Origin of the sequence: Thauera sp. AutoDN2 (assembly GCF_051280715.1) — a bacterium.
In the GTDB taxonomy this organism is placed as follows: Bacteria; Pseudomonadota; Gammaproteobacteria; order Burkholderiales; family Rhodocyclaceae; genus Thauera.
This window is the reverse complement of record NZ_JBNCAR010000029.1, coordinates 1-25,075: the sequence shown is the minus strand read 5'-3', so window position 1 is coordinate 25,075 and position 25,075 is coordinate 1. Positions and strand designations below refer to the sequence as shown.

General features: G+C 65.4%; 27 protein-coding genes. 8 read left to right on the top strand and 19 right to left on the bottom strand.

The features are described 5' to 3' along the window. Positions 1–51: 51 nt before the first annotated feature. The 3 genes from ACPT9U_RS14050 (at position 52) to ACPT9U_RS14040 (ending at position 3,027) form a co-directional block, all read left to right on the top strand. Positions 52–870: a class II glutamine amidotransferase gene (locus tag ACPT9U_RS14050; protein ID WP_435751388.1), complete on the top strand. Its 819-nt coding sequence runs from the start codon at positions 52–54 to the stop codon at positions 868–870. 111 nt (positions 871–981) lie between these two features. Beyond that, on the top strand, positions 982–1,401 hold the full coding sequence (locus ACPT9U_RS14045; protein WP_435751374.1) for an HIT family protein: 420 nt from the start codon (positions 982–984) through the stop codon (positions 1,399–1,401). Between the two features lie 15 nt (positions 1,402–1,416). Then, the gene (locus ACPT9U_RS14040) at positions 1,417–3,027 is read left to right on the top strand and encodes a hypothetical protein (RefSeq protein WP_435751373.1); all 1,611 of its coding nucleotides are present in this window, start codon (positions 1,417–1,419) and stop codon (positions 3,025–3,027) included. On the opposite strand, the gene phoR is transcribed toward ACPT9U_RS14040, so the two are convergent. Both phoR and phoB read right to left on the bottom strand, forming a co-directional pair. Continuing rightward, positions 3,014–4,330: a phosphate regulon sensor histidine kinase PhoR gene (gene phoR / locus ACPT9U_RS14035; protein WP_435751372.1), complete on the bottom strand. Its 1,317-nt coding sequence runs from the start codon at positions 4,328–4,330 to the stop codon at positions 3,014–3,016. The two genes, ACPT9U_RS14040 and phoR, sit on opposite strands and share 14 nt — an antisense overlap. A 26-nt stretch (positions 4,331–4,356) precedes the next feature. Further along, a complete protein-coding gene (phoB, locus tag ACPT9U_RS14030; protein WP_435751371.1) occupies positions 4,357–5,067 on the bottom strand; it encodes a phosphate regulon transcriptional regulator PhoB in 711 nt (236 codons plus the stop codon). Between the two features lie 155 nt (positions 5,068–5,222). Between phoB and ACPT9U_RS14025 the strand changes: the two genes are divergently transcribed. From ACPT9U_RS14025 to ACPT9U_RS14010, 4 genes are all read left to right on the top strand, one after another. Continuing rightward, on the top strand, positions 5,223–5,651 hold the full coding sequence (locus ACPT9U_RS14025) for a gamma-butyrobetaine hydroxylase-like domain-containing protein (RefSeq protein ID WP_435751370.1): 429 nt from the start codon (positions 5,223–5,225) through the stop codon (positions 5,649–5,651). A gap of 7 nt (positions 5,652–5,658) precedes the next feature. Further along, positions 5,659–6,396 carry a bifunctional demethylmenaquinone methyltransferase/2-methoxy-6-polyprenyl-1,4-benzoquinol methylase UbiE gene (ubiE, locus tag ACPT9U_RS14020; RefSeq protein WP_418364390.1) on the top strand — a complete coding sequence of 246 codons (738 nt, stop codon included), beginning with the start codon at positions 5,659–5,661 and terminating at the stop codon, positions 6,394–6,396. Positions 6,397–6,415: 19 nt separating this feature from the next. Then, a complete protein-coding gene (locus tag ACPT9U_RS14015; RefSeq protein ID WP_418364389.1) occupies positions 6,416–7,276 on the top strand; it encodes a Tim44 domain-containing protein in 861 nt (286 codons plus the stop codon). 171 nt (positions 7,277–7,447) lie between these two features. Further along, complete coding sequence (locus tag ACPT9U_RS14010) at positions 7,448–8,029, top strand: ubiquinone biosynthesis accessory factor UbiJ (RefSeq protein ID WP_435751369.1); 582 nt, start codon at positions 7,448–7,450, stop codon at positions 8,027–8,029. 69 nt (positions 8,030–8,098) lie between these two features. Here the strand turns inward: ACPT9U_RS14010 and ACPT9U_RS14005 are convergent, their stop codons facing one another. From ACPT9U_RS14005 to ACPT9U_RS13965, 9 genes are all read right to left on the bottom strand, one after another. Then, the gene (locus ACPT9U_RS14005; RefSeq protein WP_418364387.1) at positions 8,099–8,524 is read right to left on the bottom strand and encodes a F0F1 ATP synthase subunit epsilon; all 426 of its coding nucleotides are present in this window, start codon (positions 8,522–8,524) and stop codon (positions 8,099–8,101) included. 53 nt (positions 8,525–8,577) lie between these two features. Next, the gene (atpD, locus tag ACPT9U_RS14000; protein WP_418364386.1) at positions 8,578–9,978 is read right to left on the bottom strand and encodes a F0F1 ATP synthase subunit beta; all 1,401 of its coding nucleotides are present in this window, start codon (positions 9,976–9,978) and stop codon (positions 8,578–8,580) included. A gap of 26 nt (positions 9,979–10,004) precedes the next feature. Continuing rightward, positions 10,005–10,874 carry a F0F1 ATP synthase subunit gamma gene (gene atpG / locus ACPT9U_RS13995; RefSeq protein ID WP_094269682.1) on the bottom strand — a complete coding sequence of 290 codons (870 nt, stop codon included), beginning with the start codon at positions 10,872–10,874 and terminating at the stop codon, positions 10,005–10,007. Positions 10,875–10,895: 21 nt separating this feature from the next. Beyond that, positions 10,896–12,434 carry a F0F1 ATP synthase subunit alpha gene (atpA, locus tag ACPT9U_RS13990; protein WP_418364385.1) on the bottom strand — a complete coding sequence of 513 codons (1,539 nt, stop codon included), beginning with the start codon at positions 12,432–12,434 and terminating at the stop codon, positions 10,896–10,898. Between the two features lie 12 nt (positions 12,435–12,446). Continuing rightward, a complete protein-coding gene (locus tag ACPT9U_RS13985; RefSeq protein WP_418364384.1) occupies positions 12,447–12,980 on the bottom strand; it encodes a F0F1 ATP synthase subunit delta in 534 nt (177 codons plus the stop codon). A gap of 3 nt (positions 12,981–12,983) precedes the next feature. Then, positions 12,984–13,457 (bottom strand): F0F1 ATP synthase subunit B, encoded by a 474-nt coding sequence (locus ACPT9U_RS13980; protein WP_418364383.1) that lies wholly within the window; start codon positions 13,455–13,457, stop codon positions 12,984–12,986. Between the two features lie 47 nt (positions 13,458–13,504). Continuing rightward, a complete protein-coding gene (gene atpE / locus ACPT9U_RS13975; protein WP_002925444.1) occupies positions 13,505–13,750 on the bottom strand; it encodes a F0F1 ATP synthase subunit C in 246 nt (81 codons plus the stop codon). Between the two features lie 64 nt (positions 13,751–13,814). Next, positions 13,815–14,666, bottom strand: coding sequence for a F0F1 ATP synthase subunit A (gene atpB, locus ACPT9U_RS13970; protein ID WP_418364382.1), 852 nt, complete (start codon positions 14,664–14,666; stop codon positions 13,815–13,817). Between the two features lie 2 nt (positions 14,667–14,668). Beyond that, a complete protein-coding gene (locus ACPT9U_RS13965; protein ID WP_418364381.1) occupies positions 14,669–15,010 on the bottom strand; it encodes an ATP synthase subunit I in 342 nt (113 codons plus the stop codon). 215 nt (positions 15,011–15,225) lie between these two features. On the opposite strand from ACPT9U_RS13965, the gene ACPT9U_RS13960 reads away from it, so the two are divergent. After that, positions 15,226–16,548: an MFS transporter gene (locus ACPT9U_RS13960; RefSeq protein ID WP_435751368.1), complete on the top strand. Its 1,323-nt coding sequence runs from the start codon at positions 15,226–15,228 to the stop codon at positions 16,546–16,548. A 12-nt stretch (positions 16,549–16,560) separates the two neighbouring features. Here ACPT9U_RS13960 and ACPT9U_RS13955 read toward each other — a convergent pair whose 3' ends face one another. From ACPT9U_RS13955 to ACPT9U_RS13920, 8 genes are all read right to left on the bottom strand, one after another. Next, complete coding sequence (locus ACPT9U_RS13955) at positions 16,561–17,412, bottom strand: ParB/RepB/Spo0J family partition protein (protein WP_435751367.1); 852 nt, start codon at positions 17,410–17,412, stop codon at positions 16,561–16,563. Positions 17,413–17,426: 14 nt separating this feature from the next. Next, complete coding sequence (locus tag ACPT9U_RS13950; protein WP_435751366.1) at positions 17,427–18,197, bottom strand: ParA family protein; 771 nt, start codon at positions 18,195–18,197, stop codon at positions 17,427–17,429. A gap of 116 nt (positions 18,198–18,313) precedes the next feature. Further along, a complete protein-coding gene (rsmG, locus tag ACPT9U_RS13945; RefSeq protein ID WP_435751365.1) occupies positions 18,314–18,967 on the bottom strand; it encodes a 16S rRNA (guanine(527)-N(7))-methyltransferase RsmG in 654 nt (217 codons plus the stop codon). Then, positions 18,964–20,895: a tRNA uridine-5-carboxymethylaminomethyl(34) synthesis enzyme MnmG gene (gene mnmG / locus ACPT9U_RS13940; protein ID WP_435751364.1), complete on the bottom strand. Its 1,932-nt coding sequence runs from the start codon at positions 20,893–20,895 to the stop codon at positions 18,964–18,966. The genes rsmG and mnmG overlap by 4 nt, the downstream gene beginning before the upstream one ends. A 169-nt stretch (positions 20,896–21,064) precedes the next feature. Continuing rightward, positions 21,065–21,862, bottom strand: coding sequence for an enoyl-CoA hydratase-related protein (locus tag ACPT9U_RS13935; RefSeq protein ID WP_435751363.1), 798 nt, complete (start codon positions 21,860–21,862; stop codon positions 21,065–21,067). 11 nt (positions 21,863–21,873) lie between these two features. Further along, positions 21,874–24,054, bottom strand: a complete 2,181-nt coding sequence (locus tag ACPT9U_RS13930; protein WP_435751362.1) for an acetate--CoA ligase family protein — start codon at positions 24,052–24,054, stop codon at positions 21,874–21,876. A 4-nt stretch (positions 24,055–24,058) separates the two neighbouring features. Beyond that, entirely contained in the window at positions 24,059–24,841 is a 783-nt protein-coding gene (locus ACPT9U_RS13925) for an enoyl-CoA hydratase/isomerase family protein (RefSeq protein WP_435751361.1), read from the bottom strand. A gap of 71 nt (positions 24,842–24,912) precedes the next feature. Then, positions 24,913–25,062 (bottom strand): DUF3394 domain-containing protein, encoded by a 150-nt coding sequence (locus tag ACPT9U_RS13920; protein ID WP_435751387.1) that lies wholly within the window; start codon positions 25,060–25,062, stop codon positions 24,913–24,915. Between the last annotated feature and the right edge of the window lie 13 nt (positions 25,063–25,075).

Below are 25,075 nucleotides of genomic sequence, written 5' to 3'. Positions count from 1 at the left end.
CCGCGCAGGCCCATGGGTATACTGCATGCGTCCTTCCTGCGGAGCTCGATGATGTGCCAGCTCATGGGCATGAACTGCAACGTTCCAACCGACATCTGCTTTTCCTTTGCCGGCTTCCGCGCACGCGGAGGGCGTACCGATCACCATGCCGACGGCTGGGGGATCGCCTTCTTCGAGGGCAAGGGAGTACGCGTGTTCCTGGACCCCGCCCCGAGCGCCCGATCACCCGTCGCCGAACTGGTCCGCCAGTATCCGATCCGGTCGCTCAACGTCATCGCACACATCCGCAAGGCGACACAGGGCGATGTCCGCCTGGAGAACACTCATCCCTTCCAGCGCGAACTGTGGGGCCGATACTGGATCTTCGCCCATAACGGCAACCTGAAGCCGTTCGCGCCGCCGCTCTCGGGCCGCTTTCAGCCCGTCGGCAGCACGGATTCCGAGCTCGCCTTCTGCCACATCCTCGACGTGCTCGCCGCACGCTTCCCGCACGGCATGCCTGCAGCCGACGCGCTGCATGCGGCCCTGCGCGAACTCGCCTGCGAGATCGGCAGCCTCGGCGAGTGCAATTTCCTCCTCTCGGACGGTGACTGGCTGTTTGCACATTGTTCTTCGCGCCTGTGCTACATCATCCGCCAGGCGCCATTCACCGTCGCCCGCCTGGCCGACGAGGATCTGGAACTCGACTTCCGTCACGTGACGACACCCGACGACCGTGTGGCGGTCATCGCGACCACCCCGCTCACCGACAACGAAAGCTGGATTCAGATCCCGCCCGGCAACCTGGTCGCATTCAGGGAGGGCGCCCCCGTCGCCCTGGGAGAAACCGGAACCGTGGCGCAAAGCCCACCCCCAGCACGAACCCCCTGACCAGCACAAGTGCAAAGGCGCCGGAAAGTGCGTAACAGTTCCTCCCCCGCAGTGCGTTGCAGGATTTAAACTGCATGTCGGATTCTGCACCCACCCTGCCCGAGAGCAACCATGGATTGCCCGCTTTGCGCCCTGCCGCCGGAACAGATCGTCTGGGATGACGGTCGCTGCTGTGTCCTCCGCGTGGAGGACGAAGCCCACCCGGGGTTCTGCCGCGTGGTCTGGAAGGAGCACATCGCCGAGATGACCGACCTCTCGGCGGCAGACCGCATGCATCTGTTCGAGGTCGTCCTGGCCACCGAATCGGCGTTGCGCTCGGCACTGCATCCCGACAAGATCAACCTCGCGAGCTTCGGGAACATGGTGCCGCACCTGCACTGGCATGTGATCCCCCGCTACCGGGACGACCGGCACTTTCCCGAATCGGTGTGGGGGCACGCACAGCGCGAGGGGCAGGTCCACGCCGCAGCGGACCCGGTCATTCTCGCGCGGGCCATCGACGCGGCGCTCAACTGCACCAGACCGGACTGACCGGAGCGGACGCCCATGGACTACGCACAACCCGCCTTCTGCCTGGAACTCCTGCAAAAGCTGCATCCGATCGATTTCCGTACCACCCACGCAACCCTGGTCCGCATCATCGACGGGCTCCTGCATGCCCGGCCGGCGCCCAACCAGCACCTGGAGGTGCTGGAGGCCGCACGTGAAACCTTGAGCTTCGTCCAGGGAGAACTGGCACGCACCTACTGCACCCGCCCGCTGCCCCCCAATCAGGACGAGAACAACGACTTCGGCCGGGTCACCGGGCTGTGGAAGGCGATGGCAAAGTCATACGCGCGTCTTGCCGAAGCCAGCAGCCCTGTAGGCCTGCTTGACGACCAGCGCGCACTGCTGGCCCAGCGCTGCCTGTTCTATGAGGGTCAGGCGCTGATCGAGCACTTCCGTGCCCACCGCGGGGTGTCGGCGGGCACCTGGCAGGCCGTTCATGCCGCGTACGCAGCTGCCGTGCACAACGGTGTCGCGCGCGTGCGGGTCGGAGAGCCACTCAACGAGATCTGGCGCGCACAGAGCCCGCACGAGGCCTACATCTCCACGCTGCTGGTGGAGTTGGCGAACCCCTATGGCCGCAGCGAACGAGAACTGAACTGGGTGGTGCGCTGGGCACAGCGCTTCGCACCCTACTGCACCCTCGACCGCAGCTTCGACGGACAGAAGCCCACCGCCTATGGCATCGACACCGAACACGATTGCGGCCTCAAGCCCCTCGGTCTGATGCAGCGCACCGACTCGCTGCTGCGCTTCGACGGCAGCGCGCTGGCCAGCCAGATCCAGGCCGTGCTGACGCAGTTCAAACGTGGTGTCAAACCCGCTTCACTCGGCCTGGGCGAAGACTGTCCGACCAATGCGTGCGCGCGCTTGCTGCTGTCCCTGTACCGCCCTTGGGGTCTGGCCTCTTCCGGGCGACGCTTCCCACGCCGCAGCAAGAGCGGCGAGATTGGACTCACGGGGGACTGGCTTGCGATCGGCTTCGCAATCAAGGGCGAACTGTTCCAGCAACCTGCAACCGAAGCGCCCAAAGGCAAGCTGCGCGACGACATCTCGCTCTTCACCTTCGGTGAACGGGTTCCGATGGCGGACAATCCGGACAAGGCGCAGCAACGCCGCCAGGAACAGGCGATGAACCTGGGCTTCGATCTGGAGAGCTGGGATCTGCTCGACCAGTCGGTGGGCGGGTTCCGCCTGCAGAGCCGGGGAGATGCAGCCCGGCTCGAGCACCACCAGCTCATCGGCATCGACCCGCACGACGGTGAGAAGATCCTCCTCGCCGACCTGAGCTGGCTGATGTACCGCGAGGACAGCACACTTGAGATCGGCATCAATATCCTGCCGGGAATTCCTCGCGTCGTGGCGGCCCGCCAGCTAGCGCCGGGCGGGCGAAACCCATTCCATCAGGCCTTCATGCTGCCGGCCTCGCCGGCACTCAAGACACCGGCATCCCTCGTGCTGCCTTCGATGTGGTTCCAAGCCGACCGCGGCATCGAGATCCGGGACGGAGACCAGATGCGCCACCTGAAGCTGTGCAAGCTGTTGCTGCGCGGCACCAACTTCGACCAGTGCAGTTTCGACGCCGTGGACCAGCCGCTCAGCCAGACTTGAGACGCGAAGCCGGGAACAGGATCGCAAACCGGCTTCCCGCGCCCGGCTGGCTTTCGATCTTCAGCTCACCCTGGTGGCGGGTGACGATGTGCTTGACGATCGCCAGCCCCAGACCGGTGCCCCCCGTCTCCCGCGAGCGGCTCCGGTCCACGCGGTAGAAGCGCTCGGTGAGACGCGGGATGTGCACCAGATCGATGCCGATGCCGTCATCGCGTACCCAGTACTCGCCGCCCCCCGCGCCCGCTCGCCAGCCGATCTCGATGTGCCCCCCCGCAGGCGTGTAGCGCACCGCATTGCTCGCCAGATTGGAGAACGCACTGTGCAGCTCCTTGCGACTCCCGAGCAGTTCGCCCCCCCCATCGAGCGCGAGACGAATCTCGTGACGACCCGCCGACAGCAGCTCGGTTTCCCGGAACACTTCGTCCACCAGTTCGGATACATCCACCGGCGCCTCGCCCACTCCTGGCGCACCGGTCTCGAGCGCGGACAGGGTGAGCAGTTCCTCGATCAGCCGCTGCATGCGGGTGGATTGCTCGCTCGCAAGGGTCAGGAAGTGAACGACATCCTCACGCGAGAAATCGTCCAGGCCGTCTATCAGCGTCTCGAGGAAGCCGCCGACCACCGTAAGCGGAGTGCGCAACTCGTGCGACACATTGGCGACGAAGTCCCGCCGCATGTTCTCCAGACGCTCGAGCTGTGAAACATCGCGCGAGAGCACCATGCGTCGCCCCGCCGCGAGCGGAACCACCTCGATCTGCAGGCTGCGGTCGCGTCGCCGCGCCGGGTGCATCACCAGCGGCTCGGCCGGATGACGGGACCGGAGATAAGCAACGAATTCAGGCTGACGCACGAGGTTCTGCAGCGGCGCGCGCAGGTCGTTGCGGCGGTCGAGGTCGAAATGCTGTTCGGCCATCGGGTTCATCCACTCGATGAGGTCGTCCTCGCCCAAGTAGATCACACCGTCCGGCATCGCCATCGCGGCCTGCTGGAACCGCCCGAGCTCGGCGGACAGGCGCTCCTTGACCTCGCACTCACGCTGGATGCGACCACCCAGCTCGGCAAAAACCTGCCCCCACAGGCCCTCGCCCTGCGGCGCCGGGGTGCCGACGGGCTGACGCGCCCACGCCACCAGCAGTCGCAGGTTGCGTGCGAGCATGATCGATGCGCCGAGGAAGCCCACGAAGATCAGGGCCAGCGCTGCATCGGCGCCGCGATAGAGCCCGGCGAGCGCGGCGAGCCCGAAGAGCGCAACGACCGGCGTGGCAACGCCAAGGGTGACGAAGCGGAGGGAGAGCCGGCTCATGGGCATCGCGGGCGGCGGCCTCGGCCTCAGGCAGGGGTGGCGGGGTTCGCCACCTGGACCGAGAAGCGATAGCCGCTGCCGCGCACGGTCTGGATCAGCCCGTCATGACCGCTGGCCTCAAGCGCGCTCCGCAGCCGGCGGATATGGACATCGACCGTACGCTCCTCGACGAATACGTGGTCGCCCCAGACCTGATCCAGCAACTGGGCACGCGAATGGACCCGCTCCGGATGCGTCATCAGGAAGTGGAGCAGGCGGAACTCGGTCGGCCCGAGCGACAGCGCAGCCTCTCCTGCGGTGACGCGGTGGGTGGCGGGGTCCAGACGCAGCCCACCAAGTTCGACCGCGTCCTCGGTGACCTGCGGCGCGCGGCGCCTCAGCACCGCCTTGATGCGCGCGACGAGTTCGCGCGGGCTGAACGGCTTGGTCACATAGTCATCGGCACCGATCTCCAGACCGGTGACCTTGTCCTGCTCCTCACCGCGTGCGGTGAGCATGATGATCGGCAGCTCGCGCGTGCGCTCGTCGGCACGCAGGCGGCGTGCGAACTCCACGCCCGAGGCACCGGGCAGCATCCAGTCCAGCAGGACGAGATCGGGCAGCGCCTCGCGCACGATGCGCTGTGCGGTTTCGGCATCGGCGGCGCGCACCACATGGTGACCGGCGCGCGCCAGGTTGGCGGCGATCAGCTCCTGGATCGCAGGCTCGTCTTCCACGAGAAGAATGTTCGCTGGCATGCCTGAACTCCCTGTTGTCGGCAGGCGCAGTGTATTGCAGGTCCTTGACGCTTTGATGACAGGTCATGGAAGCGAAACAGACCCGCGCCCGACTGGCCGGAAACCAGCTCCGGCGATTCGGGTATGATTGTGGCCCCTGAACCGGGATTGACGCCATGGCCGGACTCGACGAAACCACTCCGATCCCTACCGAGATCACCCTGCACAGCCTGTCGAAGCTTCTCGAGATTGCCTTCGACGACGGCAGCCGCTTCACGCTTCCCTTCGAGTTCCTCCGCGTCTATTCGCCGTCGGCCGAAGTGCGCGGACACGGTCCTGGGCAGGAAACCCTGCAGCAAGGCAAACGCGACGTGGACATCGTCGACATCCACCCTGTCGGCAACTACGCGATCAAGCCGGTGTTCTCCGACGGCCACGACAGCGGGCTGTATTCATGGGACTACCTGTACTCCATCGCCAGCCACCAGGAAGAACTCTGGAGCGCGTACCTGGAGGCGCTGGAGCGCAACGGTGGCACGCGCGACCCCGCCAAGGTCCCTACTCCGCCTGCCCGCGCCAAGGGCGGGTGCGGCCATCAACACTGAGCAGATCATGCGTGACAAGACGACCCATTTCGGCTTCGAGACCGTCGCCGAGGAAGTGAAGGAAAAGAAGGTGGCCGAGGTCTTCTCCTCGGTGGCGCAGAAGTACGACGTGATGAACGATCTCATGTCCTTCGGACTGCACCGTCTGTGGAAGCACTTCACCATCCAGATCTCGGGCGTGCGGGAGGGCGACCGCGTGCTCGACGTCGCCGGCGGCACTGCGGATCTCTCGCTTGCGTTCGCACGCAAGGTGGGCCGCAGCGGACAGGTGTGGCTGACGGACATCAACCACGCCATGCTTTCAATCGGCCGAGACCGCATGGTCGACCGCGGCTACGCCATGCCCGCAGCACAGTGCAATGCCGAGAAGCTGCCCTTCCCGGACGACTGGTTCGACTGTGTCACGGTCGCCTTCGGCCTGCGCAACATGACCCACAAGGACGCAGCCATCGCGGAGATGCGGCGCGTGCTGCGTCCGGGCGGCCGCCTGCTGGTACTCGAGTTCTCGCGCGTCTGGAAGCCGCTGTCGCCGATTTACGATCTGTACTCCTTCAAGCTCTTGCCCTGGATGGGCGCGAAGGTGGCAGACGATGCGGACAGCTATCGCTATCTGGCGGAATCCATCCGCATGCACCCCGGTCAGGAAGAATTGAAGGCGATGATGGAACAAGCCGGCCTCGGCCGGGTCGACTACTTCAACCTGACGGCAGGCGTCGTCGCCCTGCACCGCGGTTACAAGATCTGAACCTGGAGACAAACGCACAATGAAGCACCTTCTCATCACGCTGCTGGTTGCCGTCGTATCGTTCGGCTTTGCGGTTCCCGAAGCCGAAGCCAAGCGCCTTGGGGGCGGCAGCAGTTTCGGCATGAAGCGCAACGCCACCCCGCCGGCGCAGCAACCACGTCAGCCCGCCGCCACGCAGCAGCAGGCCCCAACCGCTGGCGCGGCCGCGCAGCCCAAACGCTCGTGGATGGGCCCGATCGCGGGCCTCGCAGCGGGTCTCGGTCTCGCCGCGCTGTTCTCGCACCTCGGCCTCGGCGAGGGCTTTGCGAACTTCGTGATGCTGCTCCTGCTCGCTGCGGCAGCCTTCTTCCTGTTCCGTCTGATCTTCCGTCGCGGGGGCGCATCCAGCCGCCAGGGTGGCCTGCAGTACGCAGGCGCACAGGCGGGCAGCGGCGCACCCGCTGCCTTTCAGGCACAACAGCCGCTGACGTCGGGCGCCCCGGCCAACACCGGCCTTGAACGGGCCCGCGCGTCCGGCTTCGACGCCGACGGCTTCGCCCGCCAGGCCAAGCTCAACTTCATCCGCCTGCAGGCGGCCAACGACACCGGCAACCTCGACGACCTGCGCGAGTTCACCACCCCCGAGGTGTTCGCGGAGCTCGCCATGCAGATCAACGAGCGTCGCGGGGCAGAACAGCGCACCGACGTGGTCGAACTCGATGCAGAGGTGATCGACGTGGCCGAAGAGGACAGCCGCTACGTGGTCAGCGTGCGCTTCAGTGGTCTGCTTCGCGAACAGACGGACGCGGCGCCGGAAGCCTTCAGCGAAATCTGGCACCTTACCAAGCCGCTTGCCGGCAGCGGCGGCTGGCTGATCGCTGGGGTCCAGCAGTCTCAGTAAGCCGGCGGGCGCTGTGACGCGGCTCGCGGGCCGCTCGTACGCACGCGACGGCTGAAGGTCACGATCGCGCCTCAGGGCGCGATCCTTTTTTCATGCCGGAGTCTGCCCAGGTGGTCGCTACGCCAAGGCCAGCCAATGCATCGCCCGCCGTCCCCAGAAAAGGCTTGAACCATGCTTTCCAGCGTCTTTCTCTCCGGCACCAACCATCTCCTCTCCCAATCTGGCTGGGCACGTCAGCGCCTGCAGCCTCACGCCGGACGCACCGCACGCCTGGCGCTTGCGCCGCTCGGGGAGATCAGCTTCTGCATCGCGGCCGATGGGCATCTTGCAGAGTGGGCGGGCGAATGCGAGCCCGAAGTCACGCTCCGCTTCGCACTCGCGGAACTGCCGCAACTGCTTGCCAGTGGCCTCGGCTCGGCGATGCGCCATGTGCGCATCGAAGGTAACGCCGAGTTTGCCGAGGCGCTCGGCTTCGTGTTCCGCCATCTGCGCTGGGACGCAGAAGAGGATCTGTCCCGCCTGTTCGGGGACATTGCCGCGCACCGGATTGTGGGCAGTGGACGCAAGGTGCTCGATGAAGGCAAACGCTCGATGGAGCGTGCTGGCGGCAGCCTTGCAGAATACCTGACCGAGGAGGCCTCCGTGCTGACTCCCCGTGCCTTCCTTGTTCCCTTCACGCAGCAGCTCATCGCCTTGCGGGACGACCTTGCACGTCTGGAAAAACGCGTCACGAAGCTGGAACGGAAGCACTGACGGGTCGCGCGCAGAACATCTGAAAAAAAAGCAGCCCGTAGGCTGCTTCTTTGCTGCTAGCGGCTGCGATCAGTGGCCGCGCTTACGCAGACGCTGGATTGCGGCCAACTGCGCAACCGCCTCCATGAGCTCAGCCTGGGCCTTGGCGTAGTCCAGACGTGCGGTCTGGTTCGCCATGGCTTCCTCTGCCTTGCGCTTGGCTTCGAGCGCCTTTGCTTCGTCCAGATCCTTGCCCCGAATCGCGGTATCGGCAAGCACCGTCACCAGACCCGGTTGAACCTCCAGCAGGCCACCCGCGACGAAGACGAGTTCCTCTTCAGTCGCATTCTGGGCACGCACCCGCACCGCACCCGGTTTGATCCGGGTCATCAGCGGCATGTGTCCAGGCAGGATGCCGAGTTCACCCGTCTCGCCAGGCAGCGCGACGAATTCCGCCAGCCCGGAGAAGATCTGCTCTTCCGCGCTGACGATGTCGACGTGAACCGTCATAGCCATGTCGTTTCCTTTTCAAATCCGCGCGGCACCGAGGTACCGCGCGGGCGGACGAATTACTGCAGCTTCTTCGCCTTCTCGATGGCCTCGTCGATGTTGCCGACCATGTAGAAGGCCTGTTCCGGCAGACTGTCCAGTTCGCCGCTGACGATCATCTTGAAGCCCTTGATCGTATCCTTCAGCGAGACGTACTTGCCGGGCGAACCGGTGAACACTTCCGCCACGTGGAAGGGCTGCGACAGGAAGCGCTGGATCTTGCGCGCACGGGCCACGGCGAGCTTGTCTTCCGGCGACAGTTCATCCATGCCCAGAATCGCGATGATGTCGCGCAGTTCCTTGTACTTCTGCAGGGTCTGCTGGACCTGGCGGGCGACACCGTAGTGCTCTTCACCCACGACCAGCGGATCCAGCTGGCGCGAGGTGGAGTCGAGCGGATCGACTGCGGGGTAGATACCCAGCGCGGCGATGTCACGCGACAGCACCACGGTGGAGTCCAGGTGCAGGAAGGTGGTCGCAGGCGACGGGTCGGTCAGGTCGTCCGCCGGCACATACACTGCCTGGATCGACGTGATCGAGCCCACCTTGGTGGAGGTGATTCGCTCCTGCAGACGGCCCATTTCCTCGGCCAGCGTCGGCTGGTAACCCACCGCGGAAGGCATACGGCCCAGCAGCGCGGACACTTCGGTACCGGCCAGGGTGTAGCGGTAGATGTTATCCACGAAGAACAGGATGTCACGGCCTTCGTCACGGAAACGCTCGGCCATGGTCAGGCCGGTCAGCGCCACGCGCAGACGGTTGCCCGGGGGCTCGTTCATCTGGCCGAACACCATCGCGACCTTGTCGAGAACGTTGGAGTCCTTCATCTCGTGGTAGAAGTCGTTACCCTCACGAGTACGCTCACCCACGCCAGCGAACACCGACAGACCGGAGTGCTGCTTCGCGATGTTGTTGATCAGCTCCATCATGTTCACGGTCTTGCCAACGCCGGCGCCACCGAACAGGCCCACCTTGCCGCCCTTGGCGAACGGGCAGATCAGGTCGATCACCTTGATGCCGGTTTCGAGCAGCTCGACCGACGGCGACAGCTCGTCGAACTTCGGCGCCTTCTGGTGAATCGCGCGCAGCTCGTCGGTCTCGATCGGGCCGGCCTCGTCGATCGGGCGACCCAGCACGTCCATGATGCGGCCCAGCGTGCCGTGACCAACCGGAACGGAGATCGGCTTGCCGGTGCCGGAAACCTTCATGCCGCGGCGCAGGCCGTCGGAAGAACCCAGCGCGATGGTGCGCACCACGCCGTCGCCGAGCTGCTGCTGGACCTCGAAGGTCAGGCCAGCTTCGGCGAAGGAGTCGGCAGCGTCCTCGAGCTTCAGGGCGTCATACACCTTGGGCATCGATTCGCGCGGGAACTGGATGTCCACCACGGCGCCGATGCACTGAACGATCGTACCTTGACTCATCGTCATATCCTTAAATCAATAATCCGTTACACCGCGGCGGCGCCGCCGACGATTTCCGACAGCTCCTTCGTGATTGCGGCCTGGCGGGTCTTGTTGTAGACCAGCTGCAGTTCGCCAATCACGTTCTTGGCATTGTCGGAAGCGGCCTTCATTGCCACCATGCGCGCGCTCTGTTCGGATGCCATGTTCTCGGCCACGGCCTGATAGACCAGCGCCTCGACGTAACGTACCAGCAGCTCGTCGATGACAACCTGCGGATCCGGCTCGTAGAGATAGTCCCACGAGCTGTCGGGCGTGCCCAGCTTCTCGCCGGTGAGCGGGAGCAACTGCTCAAGCACCGGTTCCTGCTTCATAGTGTTCACGAAGCGGGTGTAGGCCAGGTAAACCGCGTCGAGCTCGTCGTTCTGGAACGCGTCGAGCATGACCTTGACCGGACCGATCAGCTTTTCCAGGTGCGGGGTGTCACCCAACTGGGTGACGTTCGACACCACCTTGGCGCCCATGCGCTGCATGAAGCCCAGACCCTTGTTGCCGATTGCGCAGGCACGGATCTCGGTCACGCCCGAGGACTCCCAGTCCTTCATCGCGTTGAGCGCGATACGCTGGACGTTGGTGTTGAGGCCACCGCACAAACCCTTGTCGGTGGTCACCAGGATCAAGCCCACCCGCTTGACCTGGTCCTTACGGACCAGGAAGGGGTGCTTGTAGTCGGTCACATTGGCCTGGGACAGGTTCGCGGCGAGTCGGCGGATCTTTTCGGCAAAGGGGCGGGCAGCACGCATCCGGTCCTGCGCCTTGCGCATCTTGGACGCAGCCACCATCTCCATGGCCTTGGTGATCTTGCGCGTGTTTTGCACGCTCTTGATCTTGGTACGGATTTCCTTACCGCTAGCCATATTCCGTCTCCCTCGCCGGCCTTAGGCCCAGCTCTTCTTGAACTCGGCGATCGCAGCAGCCAGGGTCTTTTCGCCGTCGGCGTCCAGTTCCTTCTTGCTCAGGATCGAAGAGACCAGAGCAGCCTGCTTGGTCTTGACGAACTGCAGCATCGCAGCCTCGAAGGCCAACACGCGACCCACGTCAACGTCGTCGAAGTAGCCGTTGTTCACCGCGTACAGCACGATGGCCATGTCGGCGATCGACATCGGCGAGTACTGGGCCTGCTTCATCAGTTCGGTCACGCGGCGGCCACGCTCGAGCTGCTTGCGGGTCGCATCGTCCAGATCCGAGGCGAACTGGGCGAACGCGGCGAGTTCGCGATACTGCGCGAGGTCGGTACGGATACCGCCGGACAGCTTCTTGACGACCTTGGTCTGCGCGGCGCCACCGACGCGGGACACCGAGATACCGGCGTTGATCGCGGGACGGATACCGGCGTTGAAGAGGTCGGTTTCCAGGAAGATCTGACCGTCAGTAATCGAGATCACGTTGGTCGGCACGAAGGCGGACACGTCGCCGGCCTGCGTCTCGATGACCGGAAGAGCGGTCAGCGAACCGGTCTTGCCCTTGACTTCGCCGTTGGTGAACTTCTCAACGTAGTCTTCGTTGACGCGCGCGGCGCGCTCGAGCAGGCGGGAGTGCAGGTAGAACACGTCACCCGGGTAGGCTTCACGGCCCGGCGGACGACGCAGCAGCAGCGAAACCTGGCGGTAGGCCCAGGCCTGCTTGGTCAGGTCGTCATAGACGATCAGCGCATCCATGCCGCGGTCGCGGAAATACTCGCCCATGGTGCAGCCGGCGTAGGCGGCCAGATACTGCATGGCAGCCGATTCCGACGCGGTGGCGGCGACGACGATGGTGTATTCCATCGCGCCGTTCTCTTCCAGCTTGCGCACGACGTTGGCGACGGTCGAAGCCTTCTGGCCGATGGCCACGTACACGCAGTACATGTCCTGGCCCTTCTGGTTGATGATCGCGTCGACCGCGACCGCAGTCTTGCCGGTCTGGCGGTCACCGATGATCAGCTCGCGCTGGCCACGGCCGATCGGCACCATCGAGTCGACCGACTTCAGGCCGGTCTGCACCGGCTGCGAAACCGACTTACGGGCGATGACACCCGGAGCGACCTTCTCGATCTTGTCGGTGAGCTTGGCGTTGATCGGGCCCTTGCCGTCGATCGGCTGACCCAGCGCATTCACGACGCGGCCGACCAGCTCGGGGCCGACGGGCACTTCGAGAATGCGGCCGGTCGCCTTGACGATGTCGCCTTCGGTGATGTGCTCGTACTCGCCGAGGACCACCGCGCCGACGGAGTCACGCTCGAGGTTGAGCGCCATGCCGTACGTGTTGCCGGGGAACTCCAGCATTTCGCCTTGCATGACGTCGGTCAGACCGTGAACGCGGCAGATACCGTCTGTGACGGAAACCACCGTGCCCTCGTTGCGCGACGTGGCAGCGAGCTGCAGGTTCTGGATCCGGCTCTTAATCAGATCACTGATTTCAGAGGGGTTGAGTTGCATGTATGTATGCTCCTAGTTCTTAAGCGCAGCGGCCATGTTCGCGAGCTTGCCGCGGACCGAGGCGTCGATCACTTCGTCGCCCACGGCGATGCGGACCCCACCGATGAGTTCGGGGTCGATGCTGACATTGACATTGACGGCGGCCTTGAAGCGGTCTTCGAGGTCTGCCTTCAACGCTGCCAGCGCGGCATCGTCGAGCGGGAAGGCGGAGGCGATTTGGGCCTCCAGGACGCCTTCGTGTTCGTTCTTCAGTTGAACGAACAGGTCACGGATCTCCGGAAGCACCAGCAGACGGTCGTTGTCCACGAGAACACGAACGAAATTCTGCTGCTCGGCGGTCAGGTCCCCGGCAACGCCGAGCACCAGCTCATGGAGCTGGCTCGACGACAGACTGGGGTCGCTGAAACACGCCTTCATGCCGGAGTCGGCCGCCACGAAGGCAAGCCGGTCCAGCGCTTCCGACCAAGGCCCCAGCGCATCTGCCCCGCGAGCCAGCTCGAAGGCGGCATCCGCATAAGGGCGCGCGATGGTGACGTTCTCGGCCATGACTTAGTGCAGTTCCTGTTTCAGGTTGGCAAGCAGTTCAGCATGCACCTCGGCATTGATCTCGCGGCGCAGGATCTTCTCTGCACCTGCGATCGCCAGATGAGCGACCTGGTCGCGCAGGGCTTCCTTGGCACGCTGGGTGGCGGCGCCGGCTTCGGTCTCGGCGGCCTCACGGGCGGCGGAGATGATGCGGCTGGCTTCGGCGCGGGCTTCGTCGATCAGCTGGCTCGCCTGCTTTTCAGCGGAGGCGCGCACGTCACCCGCGGATTCGCGGGCCTTGCGCAGTTCCTCGACGACCTTCTTTTCGGCGAGCGCCAGATCGGCCTTGGCCTTGTCCGCAGCTGTCAGCCCGTCGGCGATTTTCTTCGCACGCTCATCCAGTGCCTTCACGATGGGCGGCCACACGAATTTCATCGTGAACCACGCCAGAATGAAGAACACAACGAGCTGGGCTATCAGGGTTGCGTTCAAATTCACGGTTCTTGGCCCTCAGGTTGGTTCAAAAAAGGATGAACTCGAACCGATCAGAGCTGGAACGGGTTGGCGAAGGCGAACATCATGGCGATACCAACGCCGATCAGGAACGCGGCGTCGATCAGGCCGGCGAGCAGGAACATCTTGGTCTGCAGCGCGTTCATCAGCTCGGGCTGACGGGCCGAGGCTTCGAGGTACTTGGAACCCATGATGCCGATACCGATACAAGCACCGATGGCACCCAGACCGATGATCAGACCAGCAGCCAGAGCAACAAAACCCAGAACGTTTTCCATGACGACTCCTTAGTGGGGAAGTGAGTTTAAAAACCAGGTACTGCGTTGAAGATGAAACCGGAACTTAGTGGCTTTCGTGGGCCTGACCGACATACACCAGCGTCAACATCATGAAGATGAAGGCCTGGAGCGTGATGATCAGGATGTGGAAGATCGCCCACACGGTGCCTGCGACGACATGGCCCAGGAAGCCGAAGACCGTGGCCGTACCACCGAGCAGCGCGATCAGGATGAAGACCAGCTCGCCTGCGTACATATTGCCGAACAGTCGCATGCCGTGCGAGACCGTCTTGGCGACGAACTCGATGATCTGCATCGCGAAATTGACCGGGTAGAGCAGCGGGTGGCTGCCGAAGGGCGCAGTGAAAAGCTCGTGAACCCAGCCACTCACGCCCTTGATCTTGATGTTGTAGTAGAGGCACAGCAGCAGCACGCCGGTCGACATGCCCAGCGCCGCGGAAAGATCCGCAGTTGCGACGACGCGCATGTAGGCGTGGGCCGGATCACCACCGCCGGCGGCGTACACACCCTCCCAGATCCGCGGCAGAAGATCGACCGGCAGCAGGTCCATCGCGTTCATCAGGAAAATCCACACGAACACCGTGAGCGCGAGCGGGGCAACGAAGCGGCGCGATTCCGCGCTATGGACGATGCCCTTGGCCTGGTCTGCGACCATCTCGACGAGCATCTCGACGAAACCCTGGAAGCGTCCGGGCACACCCGAGGTGGCCTTGCGGGCTGCTAGCCACAGCAGAAAAACGGTGAGCAGGCCGAGCGAGATCGAGTAGAACATCGAGTCGATGTTGATCACGCTCCAGTCGACGATGTTTTCTTGCGCGTGTCCGGTGTTGTTGAGGTGCGTCAGGTGGTGAATGACGTACTCGGATGCGGTGGGGGCGTGCCCTTCTGTAGCCATGGTCAGGTCTTTACCAAAAATGCAAACAAATTCGCCTTAAGTGCCAGGATCAGGCCGACCAGCATGCCCCCCCAATGGAGGTCAGGGTAGACGGCCCACACGAGCACCAACAATCCCACTATCGAGGCGATCTTGATGAACTCGCCTGCGACGAAGGCGGTCACAGTCGCCGAACCGGTCTTGCGCGTGATGGCCGACAAGCGCATCGCGAACATCCAGCTTGGCAGCACGCATGCCAAACCTGCCCCTGCGGCGGAGATCGCACCAGCAACGCCGAACAGCGCGCCCGAGAGCAGCACTGCAACGAGTGTTGCGACCAACTGCAGTATGACAGCTTTAAGCATCGGTGTTGTCGCGTCAGCGCGCACGGCGCTGGCGACCGCCCAAAATCCCGCGGATGGTAGGGGTTAACCGCAGCAAAGTCAAACTTCCGGTGCAATGCAGCATAGTACAGGGAACGTGGTTTTGTATCTTATACAAGACGGAGGGCTCAGCGTACCACTTGACGACGCCTGAACGCGGCAGGAGGATCCATTTCAGCGCGCTCCAGGGAAGCAGGATGATCAGAACCCGCAAGGCCAGCCGCCGTGAGATCTTCGGCTGGGCCATGTTCGATTTTGCGAACCAGGCCTACACGCTGCTGATCATCACGGTGGTGTTTGGCGACATCTACACGCGCATCGTGGTGGGCGACGCACCCGGCTACCGTCTGGGCAACCTGCTGTGGAGCGCGGCGCTGTGCCTGAGCTACGCCATCGTGGTGGTGAGCGCCCCCCTGCTCGGGGCGGTAATGGATCACGCGCAGGCGAAGAAGCGCCTGCTCTTCGCGAGCTACGTGCTCACGGTAGCCAGCACCGGCATGCTCTACTTCGTCGAGCCCGGCCACGTCTGGCTTGGCTTCGTGCTGATCGTGCTCTCCAACGCCGCGTATTCCGCCGGCGAGTCCTTCATCGCGAGCTTTCTACCCTTTCTTGGCGACAGCACGGAGCTTGGGCGCATCTCGGGCTATGGCTGGGCGCTCGGCTACGCAGGCGGGCTGGTATCGGCCGGATTCGTGCTCGCCTTCCTGGGCGAGGTCAGCGCGGAGAACTTCGAGCGCATCCGCTGGGTGGGCCCCTTCGCAGCTGCATTCTTCCTGCTCGCCGCCATCCCGACCTTCATCTGGCTGCGCGAACCGGCCTGCGGTCGACATCGCACACTGCAGCCCGCGGTGATCTTCAGCGCCTACGGGCGCCTGCTGCGGACAGTCCATTCGGTGGCAGAGTTTCCCGATCTGTTCCGGCTGTTCATCTCCATCCTGTTCGCGATGGCCGGCGTTTATGTGATCGTGGCCTTCTCGTTCATCTACGGCGCGCAAGTGATCGGCTGGAGCGAAGCCACCCGCGCGCAGATGTTCGTGATCGTCCAGATCACCGCCCTTCTCGGTGCGCTCGCTTTCGGCGCGCTGCAGGACCGCATCGGCGGTCGCGTCACGTATGCGCTCAGTCTGCTTCTGTGGGTGTTCGCAATCCTCGCGATCTACTTCGTGGAAGCGCTGACGGCAACCCTCAACGCCACGCTGGGGCTGACGCTGGAGGCGGAGCGGGTGTTCCTCTTTGCAGGATTGCTTTCGGGGCTGAGCCTGGGTTCGAGCCAGTCGGTCGGACGGGCACTGGTCGGAATGTTCGCCCCGGAGAGCCGCGCCGCCGAATTGTTCGGTTTCTGGGGTCTGTTCAGCAAGCTGGCGGCGATCTTCGGCATCTTCGCCGTAGGCCTGCTGCAGTGGCTGTTCGGGCTTCAGGGCGCAGTGCTGTTCTGCATCGCGCTTTTCGCCGCGGCACTGGTGCCGCTGGCCGGGGTCGACGAAGCACGCGGCATTCGCACGGCACGGCAAAACAAATGAAGCCGCGGAGGCTCAGCGCAACCGACCGAGCAGTCCGTCGAGCTGGTCCAGGCTGCCGAAGCGGATCGTGAGCTCGCCGGCCCCTTTCTTGCTGGTCTTGATCTTCACCGTGGCGCCAAGCGCGTCCGAGACTTCCTCCTCCAGCCGCAGCAGGTCGCGGTCGGGCGGGGGTGCGGGCTTCTTCTGGCGCGGGTTAAGGACCTGCTGCACCAAGCGCTCGGTATCGCGTACCGAAAGCTGGCGCGCAGCGACCTGGTTCGCGAGCTGGATCTGGCCGGCCCCATCAAGCGGCAGCAGCGCGCGCGCATGACCCATATCGATGTCCCCCGCCATCAGCAACTCCTGTACCGGCTTGGCGAGGTTCAGCAGGCGCAGCAGGTTGGACGCGGCCGGGCGTGAACGGCCGACAGCGTCGGCTGCCTGCTGGTGGGTCATCTCGAACTCGTCGATCAGGCGCTGGATGCCGCCGGCCTCCTCGAGCGGGTTCAGGTCCTCGCGCTGGATGTTCTCGATCAGCGACATCGCCAGCGCGGCTTCGTCGGGGATGTCGCGCACCAGGCAGGGCACCTCGGCCAGGCCGGCGATCTGCGACGCCCGCCAGCGGCGCTCACCCGCAATGATTTCATAGGCGTCATCGCCCACCGGACGCACCATGATCGGCTGCATGATGCCCTGCGCCTTGATCGAGGCAGCGAGCTCTTCCAGCGAGCCCGGGTCCATGCGCGTGCGCGGCTGGTACTTGCCCGGCTGCAGCGCGATTGTGGGCAGCATCTGCAGCTCGCCCTTCTCGGCTTCGTCTTCCTGATTGGCCGCCAGCAGCGCATCGAGTCCGCGGCCGAGGCCCTTGAGTCTGGGTTTGTTCATGGTCTTGTCCGGGTTCAGAAGGTCTTGGCGCGCTCGATCATTTCGTGAGCGAAGGCCATGTAGGCCTGGGCGCCCTTGGCGGCCTTGTCGAACACCACGCCCGGGATGCCGTGACTGGGCGCTTCGGCCAGGCGCACGTTGCGCGGCACGATGGCGCGGAACACCTTATCGCTGAAATGGCCCTCGAGCTGCGCCGAGACCTGTTGCTGCAGGGTCACGCGCGGGTCGAACATCACACGCAGCAGACCGATGATCTTGAGGTCGCGATTGAGATTGGCGTGCACCTTCTTGATGGTGTTCACCAGGTCGGACAGCCCCTCGAGCGCGTAATACTCGCACTGCATCGGGATGATGACGCCGTTGGCGCAGCACAGGCCGTTGAGCGTCAGCATCGACAGCGAGGGCGGGCAGTCGATGAGGACGAAGTCGTAGTCGGCATCGAAGGCGGCCAGCGCATTGCGCAGACGCTTCTCGCGCTGGTCGAGGTTCACCAGTTCGACCTCGGCGCCGGCCAGGTCGCGGTTGGCGGGCAGTACGTCATAGCCGCCGGTCGGCGAGGTGACGCGCACCCCGGCCAGATCGACCAGACCGACCAGCAAGTGGTAGATCGAACTCTTCAGGCTGCGCTTGTCGATGCCGCTGCCCATCGTCGCATTGCCCTGCGGATCGAGATCGATCAGCAGCGTGCGCTGCCCGGCCTGCTGCAGCGCAGCGGCGAGGTTGACGCAGGTGGTGGTCTTGCCCACCCCGCCCTTCTGGTTGGCAACGCAGAAAATCTTGGCCATGGTCGAATCAGGCTATTCCATTTGCAGGGACCGCGCGCATCGCGCGAAACCCGGAGTGTACTTCAATGCGGCGGCGCATCAGCCGGAGTGACGCACATCATCACCCCCGCGCAGTGTCACGCGCGACGGATGACGAGCAGATGACGCTCCGCGTCCAGCCCCGGCACGGTCAGCGCATGGGTCTCCGTCACGGTCCAGCCTGCGGGCAAGGCAGCAACCTCGTCGGCCGGATTGACGCCCTTCATCGCGTACAGCGCGCCACCCTCCGCAACGAGGTGGCCGGACAGGTTCACGAAATCCGCCAGGCTGGAGAAGGCGCGCGAGATCACGCCGTCGGCCGCGCCGCCGGGCAGGGCGTCGGCCTGCACCTGCTCGACGCGTTTGTTGAGGACGCCGAAGTTGCCCAGGCCAAGTTCGATCTTCGCCTGCTGCTGGAAGCTCGCCTTCTTGCCCACGGTCTCGATCGAGGTGACGATCAGCCCGGGATGCACGATGGCCAGCACCACACCGGGCAGCCCGCCACCGGAGCCGATGTCGGCCAGCCTGTTCACTGCGCCCAGATGCGGCAGCACCGCCAGCGAGTCGAGCAGGTGGTGGGTGATCACCTCCTGCGGATTGCGGATCGCGGTGAGGTTGTAGACCTTGTTCCACTTCAGCAGCAGTTCGCCGAAGGCGAGCAGGCGATCTACGGTTTCCTGCGGCAGGGCGAGGCCGAGCGCGGCAATGCCCTCGCCCAGCTGGCCCGCGTAGGCCTGCAGACGTCCGCTCATGCCGCCGGCCTCCGCACCACCTCATCGCTCGCTGCACCACCGGCCCGGGCCGCCAGGTCGCGGCGCTTGAGCCACACGAGCAGCAACGAGATGGCCGCCGGAGTCACACCCTGGATGCGGCCGGCCTGACCGACGGTTTCGGGTTTATGCAGGTTCAGCTTCTGCTGCACTTCCTTGGACAGGCCGCGCACCTGCGCGTAGTCCAGATCAACCGGCAGGCGGGTGGCCTCGGCCTGCGCCTGCTTGGCGACCTCTTCCTGCTGGCGGTCGATGTAGCCCTGGTACTTGGCAGCGATCTCGATCTGCTCGATGACCTGCGCATCGGTCTCGCGTTCTTCCGGCGCGCCAGGCAGGCTCATCAGCGATGCGTAGCTGGTCTCGGGCCGGCGCAGCAGCTCGAAGTAGCGCTGCTCGCGCTCGAGCGCCTTGCCGAGCACGCGCTGCTGGTCGTCGGCGGGAATCGCCTCGGGTCGCGCCCACGCGGCCTTCAACTGCGCGGTGCCGCGCTCGATCGCCTCGCGCTTGGCGCAGAAGGCGGCCCAGCGTTCGTCATCAACCAGGCCCAGCTCACGGCCCTTCTCGGTCAGACGCAGGTCGGCGTTGTCCTCGCGCAGGGAGAGGCGGTACTCGGCGCGGGAGGTGAACATGCGGTAGGGCTCGGACACGCCACGGGTGATCAGGTCGTCCACCAGCACGCCGAGGTAGGCCTCGTCGCGGCGCGGGCACCAGGGTTCGCGGCCCTGCACCTGCAGCGCGGCGTTGGCGCCGGCCAGCAGGCCTTGCGCGGCGGCCTCCTCGTAGCCGGTGGTGCCGTTGATCTGGCCAGCGAAGTACAACCCGCCGATCGACTTCGTCTCCAGGCTGGACTTGAGGTTGCGCGGGTCGAAGTAGTCGTACTCGATCGCGTAGCCGGGGCGCAGGATGTGGGCGTTCTCCAGGCCGCGGATGCTGCGCACGATCTGCAACTGCACGTCGAAGGGCAGCGAGGTCGAAATGCCGTTGGGGTAGATCTCGTGCGTTTCCAGCCCTTCCGGCTCGAGGAAGATGTTGTGGCTGTCCTTGTCGGCGAAGCGGTGGATCTTGTCCTCGATCGACGGGCAGTAGCGCGGCCCGACGCCCTCGATCACACCGGAATACATCGGCGAACGGTCGAGGTTGGCGCGGATCACGTCATGCGTGCCTTCATTGGTCTGCGTCATCCAGCACGGCAACTGGCGCGGATGTTGCTCGGGACGACCGAGGAAGCTGAACACCGGCACCGGGTCGTCGCCCGGTTGCTCGGTCATCACCGAGAAGTCGATCGTGCGCGCATCCAACCGTGGCGGGGTGCCGGTCTTCAGCCGCCCCTGCGGCAACGCCAACTCCTTGAGCCGCGCGCCGAGCGAGATCGCCGGCGGGTCGCCCGCTCGCCCGGCGGAATAATTCTGCATCCCCACATGCACCAGACCGTTGAGGAAGGTGCCCGCGGTCAGCACCACCGCCGGGGCCTCGAAGCGCAGGCCGATCTGGGTGACCACGCCGGTCACGCGGTCGCCAACCACGGTGAGGTCGTCCACCGCCTGCTGGAACAGCCACAGGTTCGGCTGGTTCTCCAGCCGGCGGCGGATCGCCGCCTTGTACAGCACGCGATCGGCCTGGGCGCGGGTGGCGCGCACCGCCGGCCCCTTGGAGGCGTTGAGGATGCGGAACTGGATGCCGCCCTCGTCGGTGGCTGCGGCCATCGCGCCGCCGAGCGCATCGACCTCCTTGACCAGGTGGCCCTTGCCGATGCCGCCGATCGAGGGGTTGCAGCTCATCGCGCCGAGCGTCTCGATGTTGTGGGTGAGCAACAGCGTGGCCGCGCCCATGCGCGCCGCGGCGAGCGCGGCCTCGGTCCCGGCGTGACCGCCGCCGACCACGATGACATCGAAACGGGTGGGGTAGAGCATGAGGCGCTCCGTGCTGCGAGGCGTGAACAAGGGGCGTAATTTTACGCCTTCAGCGCCCGTGCGAACAGGTTCCGCGCCAGTGTTTCACGGAATTTCACATTTTAAACAGCAGCTTACCCGGGCAAGAAAAACTGTGCCGCCGCACCGCGGGCGCGGCGGCGGGCATGGCTCAGCGCTTCTGCGCGGCCAGCATGCGATGCACCGCCTCGAGGTGCTCGGGCTCGTTGTGACACATGCCTTGGAAGGCCGCACACAGGTCGAGGAAGTCCTTCAGCTCCATGCGCTGCGCCATCTTCATCAGGCGCTTGGTCAGGCGCAGGGCCTTGGGCGGCTGGGCGGCAAAGCGCGCGGCCAGGGCCCGGGCGCGTGGCAGCAGCTGCTCGGGCTCGACTACGTCGAGCACGATGCCCAGCGCCTTCGCCTCTTCGGCGCCGACGATGCGCCCGGACAGCGTGAGCTCGAAAGCCTGCTGGTAGCCGATCAGGCGCTGCATGAACCACGCACCGCCGTCGCCCGGGATGATGCCCAGATTCAGGAAGGTCTCGCCGAACTTCGCCTTCGTCGAAGCGATGCGGATGTCGGCCATGTTGGCGAGATCGAAGCCGGCGCCGATCGCCGGCCCGTTGACCGCGGCGATGATCGGCACCTCCACCGCCTGCAGCGCGAGCGGGATACGCTGGATGCCGCGGCGGTAGCGGGTGGCGACCTCGGCCACGTCACCGGCGAAGTCGCCGCCGCGCTCGGCCATGTCCTTGACGTTGCCGCCGGACGAGAAGGCCGCGCCGGCGCCGGTCATCACCAGCACCGAGACTTCTTCGCAACCGTTGATCCAGTCGGCCACGGCGCAGAGGTCGTCGATCAGCGCCGAGCCGGTGAGCGCATTGCGCAGATCATCGCGGTTGAAGGTGAGGGTGGCGACGCGATTGTCGACGTCGAGCAGCGCGTCGGTGAGCTGGGGCAGGTTCATGGACGGTCCTCTCAGGGGTTGAGCACGCTGCGGTTGGTGATGATGCGGGCATCGACCACGGCGTAGCCCTCAGGGTAGGCGATGACCGGGTTGAGGTCGAGCTCGGAGAGCTGCGGGTAGGCGGTGACGATGCTCGACACCTTGAGCAGCAGCTCCACCAGCGCGGCCTTGTCGACCGGCGGCTCGCCACGCACGCCGGCGAGGATCTTGCGCGCCTTGAGCTGCTCGACCATGGACTCGGCGTCGCGGCGCGACAGCGGGATGGCGCGGAAGGCCACGTCCTCGAGGATCTCGACGAAGATGCCGCCGAGGCCGAACATCAGCACCGGACCGAAGATCGGGTCGCGCACCACGCCGACGATGACCTCCGTGCCCTTCTTCGCCATCGGCGTCACCAGCACGCCGCGGATGTCGGCGTTGGCGTCGTAGGCGCGGCAGCTCGCCATGATCTGCTCGAAGGCCTCACGCAACGCGGCCTCGCCGACCAGGTTGAGCTTGACGCCGCCGGCGTCGGACTTGTGCAGGATGTCCTTGGAGACGACCTTCATCGCCAGCGGTTGCTCGCCGAACGCGTCCACCGCCGCGGCGAGCTCGTCGGGCGTGCGCGCCACGACCTCGCCCGCCACCGCCACGCCATGGGTGCGCAGCAGGGTCTTGGCCTCGTACTCGTACAGGTCGCGGCCTTCGGTCTGCGCGCGCGAGAACATGGCCTGCATGGTCTCGTCGGGCGCCACGCTTTCCTGCAGCGGCTGGCCGTGCTGCCAGGCGAGGTACTGGCCGCGCTCACCCAGCGCCTGCAGCACCTTCACCGCGTATTCGATCGATGCATACACCGGCACGCCGGCCTCGTGCAGGCGGCGCAGCGCGGGCGGCTTGACCGGCGCGTACAGGCTGTAGATCACCAGCGGCTTGTCACCGCGGCGGGCGAACTCGATCATGGATTCCGCCGCGCGCATCTCGCCGCCCAGCAGCGACTCGGCGAAGCGGGTGTGGTAGCCGCCGAACATGCCGACCAGGAACACCGCATCCACGTTGTCGTCGTCGGCCACGATCTCCACGCAGCGCGCGAGCACTTCGGGGTCGGCGTCCGAACTCCCCGCCACGTCCACCGGATTCACCAGCGAGGCTTGCGGGAACAGGACTTCAGCCAAGCGCTTGCGTGTAGCCTCGGAGAGCTCGGCCAGCGCCAGCCCGGCCTCGGACAGGCGATCGGAAGTAATGGTCGCCTGACCGCCGCCGTCGGCGATCACCGCAATGCGCTTGCCGCGCGCCTGCTGCATCAGCGCCAGGCCTTCGGCCACGGGCAGGATCTCGTCGGAGTTGTGCACCACGCTCACGCCGACCTGGCGCAGCAGATCCACCGTCATCGCGTAGCTGCCGGCGAGCGCGCCGGTGTGCGAGCTGGCGGCCTTCTTGCCGAGCTCGGTGGCACCGGACTTGTACACCACCACCGGCTTCACCGGCGTGATCTCGCGCGCCGCCTGCAGGAAGCGCTGGCCGTCGCGGAAGCCCTCCACGTAGAGCGTGGCCACGCGGGTGTGCTCGTCCTCGCCCAGGTAGCGCAGGTAGTCGTTGAAGCCCACATCGGTCTGGTTGCCCGGGCCGACGTAGGTCGAAAAGCCCACGTGGCCGTTGTACTCGGCCTCCAGCACCAGCGACAGCAGCATGTTGCCCGACTGCGAGATGAAGCCGATGTCGCCCGGCTTGGCCGTGCGCAGGTCGAGCAGGTTCACGTTCTTGTGCAGGTTGAACATGCCCGAGGTGTTGGGACCGATGATGCGCACGCCGCCGGCACGCGCGGCGTCAAGCACCTCCTGCTCGAGCTTCGCGCCCTCGGGGCCGGTCTCGCGGAAGCCGCTGGCGAGGATCACAGCGCCTTTCACCCCCTTGCGCCCACATTCCGCCATCAGCCCGGGCAGGGTCTTGGCCGGCGTGCAGATCAGCGCCAGGTCGATCGGGCCGGGCACATCGTCGAGCGAGGCGCAAGTGGGCACGCCGAGGATCTCGGACACCTTGGGGTTGATCGGGTAGACCTTGCCGCGGTAGTTGCCCTTGATCAGACCGACCATGGCCTTGTAGCCGCGCTTGGTGGGGTCGGTCGAGGCGCCGATGATGGCGATAGCGTCGGGCGCGAGAAAGTCGTGCAGGGCGCTCTTGTGGGCGGGTGCGGTCTGGATTGTCGTCTCGGTCATCGTGTCATTCCCCCTTGAAGACGGGTGCGCGCTTCTCGGCAAAGGCATCCACGCCTTCTTGCCAGTCCTTCGTCGTACCAACGAACATCATGCCCTCGAGCTCGGCGGTGAGGCAGGCGTCGAGCGTGCGCTCGGCCGACAGGTTGAGCTGCTTCTTGGCCAGCGCCATCGAGAACGGCGCCTTGCCCGCCACCTTGCGCGCGAACTCGCGCGCGGTATCGAGAAAGCCTTCGTCTGCGAACACGCGGTTGGCCAGCCCGATGCGCACCGCCTCCTCACCCTGGATGCGCTCGCCGAGGAAGACCAGCTCACGCGCCTTGGCCAGCCCTACCAGGCGCGGCAGCAGCCAGGTCACACCCCCGCCGAGGAAATTGCCGATCGAGATCTCGGGCAGGCCGATCTGCGCACTCTCGGCCATGAGCAGGAAATCCGAGGCGATCGCGATCTCGGCGCCGGCCCCCAGCGCGTAGCCATTCACCGCGGCGATCACCGGCTTGTCCAGGTGCAGCAGGCGGTGGCAGGCGTCCTGCTCGCCCTTCAGATACTGGCGGCGGTCGAAGGCGGTGCGGCCGGCCTTGTGCGCCTTGAGGTCGGCGCCGACGCAGAAGGCGCGGCCCTCGCCGGTAATCAGCACCACACGCGCGTTGCCGTCGCGCTCGGCACGGGTGAGCGCATCGTTGAGCTCGTCATAGAGCTGCTGAGTCACGGCATTGAGCCGCTGCGGACGGTTGAGGCGGATCTCGGCGATGCCATCGCGCAGTTCATAAAGGATGGTTTCGTAGCGCATCGGGGTCTCCTGTCGGGGGTGGGAGGAAAGGCTGTTCGGTGAGGGCTGGTCAGTATGGACGGATCAGTGGCTCAGGCCTGCGTGCGCTCATCGGCGAGCGCCGCGGCGCGTTCGGCCGCACGCCTGCGCTGGCGGGGCTTCTGCATCGCCCACACGAGCGCAATCAGCGCGAAGGCGGGCAGGTACATCCACTCCTTGTCGGGCCGCTCGGCCGCGGGCAGCTCGATGCTGGCG

Bases quoted from the DNA above. Each gene is read 5' to 3' on its own strand.
- ACPT9U_RS14050 (WP_435751388.1), top strand. From the start codon at position 52: ATGTGCCAGCTCATGGGCATGAACTGCAACGTTCCAACCGACATCTGC.
- ACPT9U_RS14045 (WP_435751374.1), top strand. From the start codon at position 982: ATGGATTGCCCGCTTTGCGCCCTGCCGCCGGAACAGATCGTCTGGGAT.
- ACPT9U_RS14040 (WP_435751373.1), top strand. From the start codon at position 1,417: ATGGACTACGCACAACCCGCCTTCTGCCTGGAACTCCTGCAAAAGCTG.
- phoR (WP_435751372.1), bottom strand. From the start codon at position 4,330: ATGAGCCGGCTCTCCCTCCGCTTCGTCACCCTTGGCGTTGCCACGCCG.
- phoB (WP_435751371.1), bottom strand. From the start codon at position 5,067: ATGCCAGCGAACATTCTTCTCGTGGAAGACGAGCCTGCGATCCAGGAG.
- ACPT9U_RS14025 (WP_435751370.1), top strand. From the start codon at position 5,223: ATGGCCGGACTCGACGAAACCACTCCGATCCCTACCGAGATCACCCTG.
- ubiE (WP_418364390.1), top strand. From the start codon at position 5,659: ATGCGTGACAAGACGACCCATTTCGGCTTCGAGACCGTCGCCGAGGAA.
- ACPT9U_RS14015 (WP_418364389.1), top strand. From the start codon at position 6,416: ATGAAGCACCTTCTCATCACGCTGCTGGTTGCCGTCGTATCGTTCGGC.
- ACPT9U_RS14010 (WP_435751369.1), top strand. From the start codon at position 7,448: ATGCTTTCCAGCGTCTTTCTCTCCGGCACCAACCATCTCCTCTCCCAA.
- ACPT9U_RS14005 (WP_418364387.1), bottom strand. From the start codon at position 8,524: ATGGCTATGACGGTTCACGTCGACATCGTCAGCGCGGAAGAGCAGATC.
- atpD (WP_418364386.1), bottom strand. From the start codon at position 9,978: ATGAGTCAAGGTACGATCGTTCAGTGCATCGGCGCCGTGGTGGACATC.
- atpG (WP_094269682.1), bottom strand. From the start codon at position 10,874: ATGGCTAGCGGTAAGGAAATCCGTACCAAGATCAAGAGCGTGCAAAAC.
- atpA (WP_418364385.1), bottom strand. From the start codon at position 12,434: ATGCAACTCAACCCCTCTGAAATCAGTGATCTGATTAAGAGCCGGATC.
- ACPT9U_RS13985 (WP_418364384.1), bottom strand. From the start codon at position 12,980: ATGGCCGAGAACGTCACCATCGCGCGCCCTTATGCGGATGCCGCCTTC.
- atpE (WP_002925444.1), bottom strand. From the start codon at position 13,750: ATGGAAAACGTTCTGGGTTTTGTTGCTCTGGCTGCTGGTCTGATCATC.
- atpB (WP_418364382.1), bottom strand. From the start codon at position 14,666: ATGGCTACAGAAGGGCACGCCCCCACCGCATCCGAGTACGTCATTCAC.
- ACPT9U_RS13965 (WP_418364381.1), bottom strand. From the start codon at position 15,010: ATGCTTAAAGCTGTCATACTGCAGTTGGTCGCAACACTCGTTGCAGTG.
- ACPT9U_RS13960 (WP_435751368.1), top strand. From the start codon at position 15,226: ATGATCAGAACCCGCAAGGCCAGCCGCCGTGAGATCTTCGGCTGGGCC.
- ACPT9U_RS13955 (WP_435751367.1), bottom strand. From the start codon at position 17,412: ATGAACAAACCCAGACTCAAGGGCCTCGGCCGCGGACTCGATGCGCTG.
- ACPT9U_RS13950 (WP_435751366.1), bottom strand. From the start codon at position 18,197: ATGGCCAAGATTTTCTGCGTTGCCAACCAGAAGGGCGGGGTGGGCAAG.
- rsmG (WP_435751365.1), bottom strand. From the start codon at position 18,967: ATGAGCGGACGTCTGCAGGCCTACGCGGGCCAGCTGGGCGAGGGCATT.
- mnmG (WP_435751364.1), bottom strand. From the start codon at position 20,895: ATGCTCTACCCCACCCGTTTCGATGTCATCGTGGTCGGCGGCGGTCAC.
- ACPT9U_RS13935 (WP_435751363.1), bottom strand. From the start codon at position 21,862: ATGAACCTGCCCCAGCTCACCGACGCGCTGCTCGACGTCGACAATCGC.
- ACPT9U_RS13930 (WP_435751362.1), bottom strand. From the start codon at position 24,054: ATGACCGAGACGACAATCCAGACCGCACCCGCCCACAAGAGCGCCCTG.
- ACPT9U_RS13925 (WP_435751361.1), bottom strand. From the start codon at position 24,841: ATGCGCTACGAAACCATCCTTTATGAACTGCGCGATGGCATCGCCGAG.